Annotated in this window: 10 protein-coding genes; 1 reads left to right on the top strand and 9 read right to left on the bottom strand. The window is 74.1% G+C overall.

Going from position 1 to position 8,597, the window contains the following annotated elements:
- From MNZ39_RS22160 to MNZ39_RS22145, 4 genes are all read right to left on the bottom strand, one after another.
- On the bottom strand, window positions 1–931 hold a 931-nt coding region (locus tag MNZ39_RS22160), incomplete at its 3' end, for a DUF6600 domain-containing protein (RefSeq protein WP_374202555.1).
- A 263-nt stretch (window positions 932–1,194) separates the two neighbouring features.
- On the bottom strand, window positions 1,195–2,475 hold the full coding sequence (clpX, locus tag MNZ39_RS22155) for an ATP-dependent Clp protease ATP-binding subunit ClpX (protein ID WP_242341272.1): 1,281 nt from the start codon (window positions 2,473–2,475) through the stop codon (window positions 1,195–1,197).
- 120 nt (window positions 2,476–2,595) lie between these two features.
- Window positions 2,596–3,213 (bottom strand): hypothetical protein, encoded by a 618-nt coding sequence (locus MNZ39_RS22150; protein ID WP_242341271.1) that lies wholly within the window; start codon window positions 3,211–3,213, stop codon window positions 2,596–2,598.
- Window positions 3,210–4,124, bottom strand: a complete 915-nt coding sequence (locus MNZ39_RS22145) for an AgmX/PglI C-terminal domain-containing protein (RefSeq protein WP_242341270.1) — start codon at window positions 4,122–4,124, stop codon at window positions 3,210–3,212. Before MNZ39_RS22145 ends, MNZ39_RS22150 begins: the two co-directional genes overlap by 4 nt.
- 88 nt (window positions 4,125–4,212) lie before the next feature.
- Here MNZ39_RS22145 and truA point away from each other — a divergent pair, with 88 nt between their 5' ends.
- A complete protein-coding gene (gene truA / locus MNZ39_RS22140; protein ID WP_242341269.1) occupies window positions 4,213–5,013 on the top strand; it encodes a tRNA pseudouridine(38-40) synthase TruA in 801 nt (266 codons plus the stop codon).
- Between the two features lie 114 nt (window positions 5,014–5,127).
- Here truA and MNZ39_RS22135 read toward each other — a convergent pair whose 3' ends face one another.
- From MNZ39_RS22135 to MNZ39_RS22115, 5 genes are all read right to left on the bottom strand, one after another.
- A complete protein-coding gene (locus MNZ39_RS22135) occupies window positions 5,128–5,349 on the bottom strand; it encodes a ribbon-helix-helix domain-containing protein (protein ID WP_242341268.1) in 222 nt (73 codons plus the stop codon).
- A 132-nt stretch (window positions 5,350–5,481) separates the two neighbouring features.
- Window positions 5,482–6,336: an ATP-dependent sacrificial sulfur transferase LarE gene (gene larE, locus MNZ39_RS22130; RefSeq protein ID WP_242341267.1), complete on the bottom strand. Its 855-nt coding sequence runs from the start codon at window positions 6,334–6,336 to the stop codon at window positions 5,482–5,484.
- A 156-nt stretch (window positions 6,337–6,492) separates the two neighbouring features.
- Window positions 6,493–7,194, bottom strand: a complete 702-nt coding sequence (cysC, locus tag MNZ39_RS22125) for an adenylyl-sulfate kinase (protein ID WP_242341266.1) — start codon at window positions 7,192–7,194, stop codon at window positions 6,493–6,495.
- A gap of 363 nt (window positions 7,195–7,557) precedes the next feature.
- Window positions 7,558–8,244 carry a ThiF family adenylyltransferase gene (locus MNZ39_RS22120; protein ID WP_242341265.1) on the bottom strand — a complete coding sequence of 229 codons (687 nt, stop codon included), beginning with the start codon at window positions 8,242–8,244 and terminating at the stop codon, window positions 7,558–7,560.
- 40 nt (window positions 8,245–8,284) lie between these two features.
- On the bottom strand, window positions 8,285–8,597 hold a 313-nt coding region (locus tag MNZ39_RS22115), incomplete at its 5' end, for a sulfurtransferase TusA family protein (protein WP_242341264.1).

The following is an 8,597-nucleotide window of genomic DNA, read 5'->3' as shown; positions in this document are numbered from 1 at the left end:
GGCGCCCCGGCGGCACGAACGCGTTGCCACGCTCGCCGCTCCGGCCGGGCGCCGGCGCCGCCGCCGGGCCGCGCCCCTCGGGACGGCCGAAGCCGCCCCGCCCCGGCGCCGGCCGAGCGTCGGGCCGATAGACCGAGATCTCCCCGGAGCCTGCTCGCGCGGCGGCCGGCGACGGCGCGGCGATCACGCGCGACGGACGGAGAGGCCGGCCGAGGCGGGCCTCGATGGCGCGAGGCGCGGGGCCGCCCCACGCCGGAGCAGGAGACGGACGGGCGCCGCCCGGGACCGGGCGCGGAGCCGGCCGCGCCGGCGCGGGGGCGGTGCGGTCGAAGTAGTGGCGCGTGTAGCGGGGCGCGTAGGCGACGCTGTAGACGGGCACGGAGACGAAGCGGACGCTCGGCACGAACGTCCACCAGGTGTCGTAGAACGGATAGGAGGTCACGTACACGGACAGTCCTGGAGCGAGCGGCGCCCAGCCGACGACGTCGCCGGAGAACCGCCAGGACACCCACGCCGGCGCCCACTGGTACCCCGGCACCCAGACCCAGCCGTAGAAGCCGTCGTAGGCCCAGCGCCCGTAGTGATAGGCGGCCCAGCCCCACGGCTCGTCCGACACCCAGAACCAGCCCTCGTTCGTCCACTCCCACCGGCCGTAGTAGTACGGGCGCCATCCGCCGGCCACGTGCGGCCGCCACACGCGCCCGTAGGCGCCGGCGGAAACCCACTCGCCGTACTGGCCCAGCGGATCGTAGAACGTGTCGAAGGTGACGCCGCCGGAGACGCCCACGTCCACCGAGACGTCGTAGTCGGGCGAGCGCTCGTCGGCCCACCGATCCCCGGAGTCGTCGTCCCAGCCGCCGTCCTGCGCGTGCGTCGAGAGCGGCGCGAGCGAGGTCGCGATCAGCGCGGCGATGAGCGTGTGGCGGAGCATGACGGTTCTCCTCGGAGGTCGGGCGCCGGAATGGCCAGGGTCCCCGGCGGGCTCCTCACCCGGATGACCTAGCAATCGGGATGCCGCGTAAATTCCACGGTTTTCCCGGACGCTTGGCACCTCGCGCGCGGCGCATCGCGGCACACTGTGCGGCGCCGTCACCCCGCCCACCCTCCTGCCGGCCGCTACGCAGCCCCGAAGACACGGACGCCCCGGCCGAGGCGGCCAGGGCGTCGAGGGTGCATCCAGGACGGAAGACCGCCCTAGGCGAGCTTCTTCTCCTTCTCGAACGAGAGGAGCGGCGGCTCCTTGTTCAGGATCACGCCGTCCGTGATCTTGCACTCCTTCACGCCCTCCCGGTACGGCACGTCGTACATGATGTCGAGCATCGCCTGCTCGAGGATGGCGCGGAGGCCGCGGGCGCCGGACTTCCGCCGCATCGCCTCGCGGGCGGTGGCGCGCAGCGACTCCTTCGTGAAGGAGAGCTTCACCTTCTCGAGGTCGAAGAGCTTCACGTACTGCTTCGTGAGCGCGTTCTTCGGCTGGGTGAGGATCGTGACGAGATCCTCCTCGGAGAGATCGGCGAGCGTCGCGATGATGGGCAGGCGCCCGACGAACTCGGGGATCATCCCGAACTTCACGAGATCGGACGGCTCGACGCGCGCGAGGAGCTCGCCGAGGCTCGCCTCCTCCTTGCGCTCGATCTTGGCCCCGAAGCCGAGCGCCTTCACGCCGGCGCGGCGGCGGATCACCTGCTCGAGCCCGCAGAAGGCCCCGCCGACGATGAAGAGGATGTTCGAGGTGTCGACCTGGATGTACTCCTGCTGGTTGTACTTCTTGCCGCCGCGCGGGGTGACGTTCGCGCGCGTGCCCTCGATGATCTTGAGGAGCGCCTGCTGCACGCCCTCGCCGCCGACGTCGCGCGTCGGGGACGGGGAGTCGCCCTTGCGGGCGATCTTGTCGATCTCGTCGATGTAGACGATGCCGCGGGCGGCCTTCTCGACGTCGTAGTCCGCGGCGTGGAGCAGGTTCTGGATGATGTTCTCGACGTCCTCGCCGACGTAGCCGGCCTCGGTGAGGCTCGTCGCGTCCGCGATGGTGAACGGGACGTTGAGGAACCGGGCGAGCGACTGGGCGAGGAGCGTCTTGCCCGACCCCGTCGGCCCGATGAGGAGGATGTTCGACTTCTGGAGCTCGACGTCGTCCCCGCCTGGCCGCGCCTGGCCCGGTCGCTGCGGCCGCGCCGGCTTCTTGGAGTAGACGCGCTTGTAGTGGTTGTAGACGGCGACGGAGAGGACCTTCTTCGCCTTGTCCTGACCGACCACGTAGTCGTCGAGGAAGCTCTTGATCTCGGCCGGCGTCGGCAGCGAGACGGCGGGGCGCCCCTCGTCGCGCTCCGCCTCCTCCGCGATGATGTCGTTGCAGAGGCGGATGCACTCGTCGCAGATGTAGACCGTCGGCCCCGCGATGAGCTTGCGAACCTCCCGTTGCCCCTTCCCGCAGAATGAGCACGACAGGTTGCCGTGATGGTCTTTCCGGCTCACGCGATCCCTCGGTTCCACGATGTTACCACCAAGCCCCCGACCCCCGGAATTTGGGGCACGGTTCGAATATAGCCAGGTGCGTCCCGCACCGCCCCACCAACTCCTTCGGGGCGTCACGGATCAGCGGCGGAGCAGCGATTCGATCTCCCCTGCGAGGGCGCTTGCGCGCTCCGCGACCGGCCGGGGCACGGCCGCCTCCTCGCGACAGGCCTCCGCGAGGCGGCGCGCCTGCGCCGCGAGCCGATCGAGCCGATCCTCCTTGGGAGCGGGCGCCGGCGGGGCGGGCGGACCGAACCGCTCCGCGAGCTTGCGGTTCATGGTCGCGGGCGTCGGGGGGCGCTCCACGAGCACCTCGTCGCGGAGCTCGCGCCAGCCGGAGTCCGACAGCCGCCCCGCGGCCTCGGCGCGGGACAGCACCTCGATCACCTCGAAGGGCGGAGCGCGCCCGTCGCCCCGCTGCTTCGCGAGCTCGGGCTCGTGCCGCTCGAGGAACCCGTAGCTCGCGGTGAGCTTCTCGGCCGTCGCGCTCCGGATGAACAGCTCCTTCGAGCAGTACCGCTCGAAGCTCGGGTAACCCCACTCGCGCCAGCGCTCCTTGCGCTTCACCTCCACGAGCAGCCGGGCGAGCCCGACCCACGCGGTCTTGAAGCGCCGCGCGCCCTCCAGGACCTCGCGGCGGAAGGAGCCTTCCGGCAGGTCCTCCGCGCGGGAGGCGAGCTTCTCGGCGGTGGCCGTCATCGCCCGATCCGGAACGCGAGTGAGACCGTCGGCCGCTGCCCCGGGAACGTCTCGAAGTGCCAGCCGCCGAGCGCCTTCACGAGGCAGTCCTTGAGCGCGCCGGCGCGGAAGCGCGGCTCGTCGATCCAGAGCGCCGCCACGCGGCCGTCGTTGCCGATCGCGAACTCGATGGGCACGTCGCCGTGGAAGTCGGGCGAGCGCGTCGCCTCGTCGCGGAAGCACGGCACGAGCGTGCGCTGCTCGCGCGAGACGACCGCCTGGATCTTGCGCTCGTCGAACTGCGCCGAGACGAGCTCGCCGCCGTCGATCGCGCCGCCTGCCGCGCGGCGCGAGGACGCCGCGAGGCCGCCGCTCTTCTCCGGCGAGGCCGCGGGCGGGCGCGCGCGGCCGCCGCTCGCCCCGGGCGCCGGCGCGTCCATGGGCACCTCGACCATGTCGTCCGCCTCCGGCGCGCGGTGCTCGACGCCCACCCGCGCCGCCGAGGCGATGGAGATCCCGGCGCCGAAGTCCTCGAGCAGCGCGCTCGTCTCCGCCGGGCGCCGGGCGAGCAGGAACCCGACGACCGCCGCGCCGCCCACGAGGAGCGCGAGCGCGAGGGCCCAGCCGAGCGCGCGCCGGCGCCCGCGGCGCGCCGCGAGCTGGCGCGCTCCGGTGACCTCGCGCTCCACCCGCTGCGCCGCCGCCGCCCGCTTGGCGTGCAGGATGAAGAGGGGGACCTCGCCGACGGGACGCCAGCTGCCGTCGCCCGCGGACACCGAGGTCAGGGCGTCGAGCTCGCCGCGGTAGAGCATCGCGGCGAGGCCGCGCGAATCGACCGGGCCGAACACCTGGCCGCCCTTGCGGAACAGCCACTCGCCGCCCTGCAGGCGGGGGTCGTCGAGGAGGAGCGTCTCGTCTGTGCCGGGCGCCATCGGGGTGCGGGACTCGGATGAGGAGGTGGGTGGGGAGCGCACGCCGGAGGTGACGCAGGCGCGGCGGGCGTGGTGAACTTAGCACGAGGTGGAAAGGCGCTTCTACGCTCTGCGCGTCGCCTACGAAGGCGGGCGTTTCCGCGGGTTTCAGCGGCAGCCGGGGCTGCCCACGGTGCAGGACGCGCTCGAGGGGGCGCTCCTCGCCGCGGGCGTCAGGGCGACGCTCGCCGTGGCGGCGCGCACGGACGCCGGGGTGCACGCGCTCGACCAGGTCGTGAGCTTCTCGGCGCGCGCGGCGCTCGATCCCGAGGCGCTACGTCGCGCGCTGAACGCCGCCCTGCCAGAGGGGATCCTGGTGCGCGAGGCGCTGCGGGTCGGGCCGTCCTTCCACGCGCGGAACACCGCCCGCGGCCGCCGCTACGTCTACCTCGTCGGCGCGCCGCCGCCCGGCCCGCTCGCCGGGTACGCGTGGGCGCTCCCGGACCCGCGGGCGTTCCCGGCGCTCACCGAGGCGCGGCTCGACGCCGAGGCGATGCGGAGCGCGCTCTCGCACGCCGTGGGGACGCACGACTTCACCGGCTTCGCCCGCCCGGGAGAGCAGCGGGGCACGGTGCGCACCGTCACCCGGGCCGACGTGGTCACCGCGAGCTGGGCGCCGCTCCACGCCCTCGTCTTCGAGGGACACGGCTTCTTGCGCGCGATGATCCGCAACCTCGCCGGCACCGCCGTGGCGGTGGGGCTCGGGCTCGCGCCGCCGACCCTCGTCCGCGACCTCCTGCTCGCGCGCGGGCGGTACCGCGGCGTGCGCGCGCCCGGCTGGGGGCTCACGCTTGCCGCGGTCGTCTATCCGGACGGTTCGCTGCCCGCGCCGCCCGGTAGAGCTCCATGAAGACGCCGAACACCGGCGCCCGGGCCCCGGTGGCGACGCGCACCCGGCCGCCCGGGAGGCGCGGCGGCTCGGGCGGGGTCGAGCGTCCGTCCTTGCGGCCGGACGTCTCGGCCGTCACATCGCCCCCTGCTCGGGCGGGAGCTGGCCGTACTTGGCGAGGAGGTCGGCCACGGCCTCGCGCAGGTAGTCGGACTGACGGACCCGCGTGCGGCGGGCGAGGTTGCGGAGCTCGGCGGCGAACTGGGGGGGAAGCCGGACCAGCATCGGCTCGAGGCGCGCAGACGCGCTCGGGTCCTGGGCGGCAACGACGTCGGTCAGCTCGGCGGGCGTAGGCATGTGTAGGCTCCTTGCGACAACGGCTTACGTTTGCCTACACGCTACCACTCGATAGCCGCCTCGCAAGAAAGCGCACGTTCGACAGTTTTCTTGACAGGGGCGCCTCCGACGAGGGCCCCGGGGCCGACCGCCCTACCCCGCCACGACGGGCAGCGCGACACCGGCGAGCGCGTTCATGCGGCCCGACCGGAAGGGCTCCAGATCGAGCACGGCCAGCTTGAACCCCGCTGCCTTGACGGCCAGGGCGATCTCGGCGCGACGCTCGAACCCGCGGGCGAGCTCGCCCTCGGCGAGCTCCACCCGCCCGATGTCGCCGTGATGGCGGACGCGCAGGTCGCGGAACCCCAGGGCGCGGAGCCCAGCCTCGGCTCGCTCCACCTGCCCGAGCCGCTCGGGGGTGACCGGCGTTCCGTAGGGGATGCGCGAGGCGAGGCACGCCATCTGCGGCTTCGCCCAGGTCGGGAGCCCGTAGGCCTCGCTCCAGGCGCGCACCTCGTCCTTCGTGAGGCCCGCCTCCGCGAGCGGCGAGCGGACGCGCCGCTCCTCGGCGGCGCGGTGCCCCGGCCGGTGATCGCCCAGATCGTCGGCGTTGAAGCCGTCGAGCACGACGGCGAGCCCCTCGACCCGGGCCGTCTCCTCGCAGATCCGGAAGAGCTCGCGCTTGCAGTAGTAGCAGCGATCGACCGGGTTCGAGAGGTAGCCCGGGTCCTCCTGCTCGTGGCTGTCTCGCTCCAGGTGGCGGACGCCGAGCCGGGCGGCGAGCGCGCGCGCCTCCTCGCGCTCTGCCTGGGGAACCGACGGGGAGTGCGCGGTCAGCGCCACGGCGCGATCGCCGAGCACCTCTCGCGCGACGGCGACGACGAAGGTGGAGTCGACGCCGCCGGAGAAGGCCACGAGGACGCTGGCGCAGCCGCGCAGCGCCTCCTTCAGCCGAGCGAGCTTCTGCGCGGAGTCGCGGCGGAGATCTTCGAGAACGTTCGGCGACATGGCGCGGGACTTTTACTCGCTCGCGTCCGCGCGCGCAAAGCTCCGCGACCGGATCCGGGGGGTCGCGAGACGCGTCATGCCGTCGCCGAGGCCCGGGAGCCGCGGCGAAGGCGTACGTGCCGCCCGTGACGCCGCAGGCGCGCGGCTCGCAGCCGCTCAGCGGCGGCGCTTGGCGGTCTTCGTGGCCCTGCCGGCGACCTTCTTCGGCGCCTGCCTCGCCGCCGCCTTCGCGACGAGCTTCCGCCGGGCGCCGCCGCGAACGGCGCGGTCCGGCTTGCCCCGGCGCGGCCGGAGCCCGCCCGTGATCCGTCCGAACTCGGCCGGCCCCACGAGCCGCTGATCCACGAGGGCCTGGAACACGCGCGTCCCGGCCTCCTCGACGGAGAGCTGGTCGGTGTGGACCGTCACGTCCGCGTGGGTGGGCGGCTCGTAAGGAACGTCGACGCCGGGGACCTGCTTCAGCTCGCCGGCGAGCGCGCGGCGATAGATCCCCTGCGGATCGCGCTGCTGGAGCTTCTCCATCGAGCAGTCGACGAACACCTCGAGGAACCGGCGCGCCTCCTTGCGCAGGGCGTCGCGCGCGTCGCGGTAAGGCGAGAGCGCCGCGCAGACGGCGATCCCACCGGAGCGGGCCACCGCCTTCGCGACGAGCCCGAGGCGCGCGACCGCGCGCGCGTGGTCCTCCTTGCTGGCGCCGAGGCCCTCGAGCAGCACTGCGGCGTCGCCGTGCTCGTCGAGCAGCTCCACCGCGCGCCCCGAAGCCACGAGCCGCTTGGCGAGGTGCGCGGCGAGCGTGCTCTTGCCGGCGCGGTTCATCCCCGTCAGCCAGATGACGAAGCCGGTGGTGTGCGTGTCCATGGATCCTCCAGCGTCTCAGCTCGGTCGGCCGTCGCCCGGTCGCCGGGGGCCGATCCGTTCGAGCGCGATCTCGAAAGTATACCCTGTCGGATCCTGTCCCGCCAAACGGGTATTCCCTCCCCACCTATTGGCTTTCTTCAGTGTATCCGGCTCGTTGTGCAATGCGCCCCCCGGATGGGCGTTGCCGGAGGGTCAATTCTCGACGACGCGCAGGGGTACACGGGCCGAGAAATCGGCGCCGCGGTAGGCCTTTCTCCTCCCTCTGGCAGACGAGCAGCGCAGGCGAGGCGGCCCGCCGCAGCCCCGCCGCAAGCAGCCGGCGAGCGCCGCAGGAGGGATCACCCGAGCGGCAGCGACACGTCGCTACGTCGCGCCCGCGCCGGGGCCGCCGCACGCGCACCCCGGGAGCCGGCTCGTCGGTCGCGCCGTCGCGACGCCGCGGACGAGATCGATGCGTCGCCCGGGGGTGGATTCCGGGTTCGCGATCATGAGGACGAGCTCCGCCGCGCCCAGCGCAGAGAGCGCGGCGATGCCGGGCTGCGCGGGACGGCCCGCGCCGGCGGTCGAGCGGGCGCAGGCGTAGCAGGGCGCGCCCGGCGGCACGACCACGAGCGCCCCGCCCTCCGCGTCAGGCTCGACGACCACGTGGGGGATCCCCGCGCGCCGCGCGGCCTCCGCGGAGGCGAGCGCCTGCGGCCCGGAAGACGCGAAGACGAGCGTCGCGGTCGGCACGCCGCCTTTCGGATAGGGCTCTATCGAGACGAAGCGCGAGAGCGGGGCGAGCACGGCGCGCGCCGCCTCGACGCGCGGCGAGCCGACGGCGGATGGGGCGAAGAGCCAGCCGCTGGCGTCGCTCGGCGAGACGTCCTCGGCGTCCTCGATCCAGAGCCGCCCCACCCCAGCCTGCACGAGGTAGACGAGGCCGGCGGACGCGACCGCGTCCGCCCCGACGACCCGCACCCGGGCGCGCCCGAGCCGCTCCTGCGCCGCCTCGCCGAACCCCGGCACGAGGAGCTGCCGCGCGTACCGCTCCAGCCGTTCGTCGTTCACGCTCTCGACTCCCGTGAGCGCCGGGGCACCCGGCGCCCTCCTACGGCCACTCCGGCGCGGCGCCGGCGCCCTTCTCGAGGACCACGCGGAACGCCCCCGGCGCGCCCGCGAGCGGCTCCACCGCGAGCACGCGGTGGCCGTCCTCGGCCGCGCTCCTCGGCAGGTTCTCCACCGGCTCTCCCGCGGCGAGCCAGACCTCGAGCCGCTCTCCGGCCGCGAGGCGCTCGAGCGCGATCTTCGCCTTCACGTAGGTCATGGGGCAGGCGTAGGCGCGCACGTCCACGCGCGGCGGGGCGCTCGCGCTCACGCCGCGCCCTCGCCGCGAGCCGGCGCGGCGCAGGCGGGCGGCGCGG

Source organism: Anaeromyxobacter sp. SG66 (assembly GCF_022690805.1).
Lineage (GTDB): Bacteria > Myxococcota > Myxococcia > Myxococcales > Anaeromyxobacteraceae > Anaeromyxobacter > Anaeromyxobacter soli.
The sequence above is the reverse complement of the archived record's forward strand: the minus strand, read 5'-3'. Positions and strand labels throughout refer to the sequence as shown.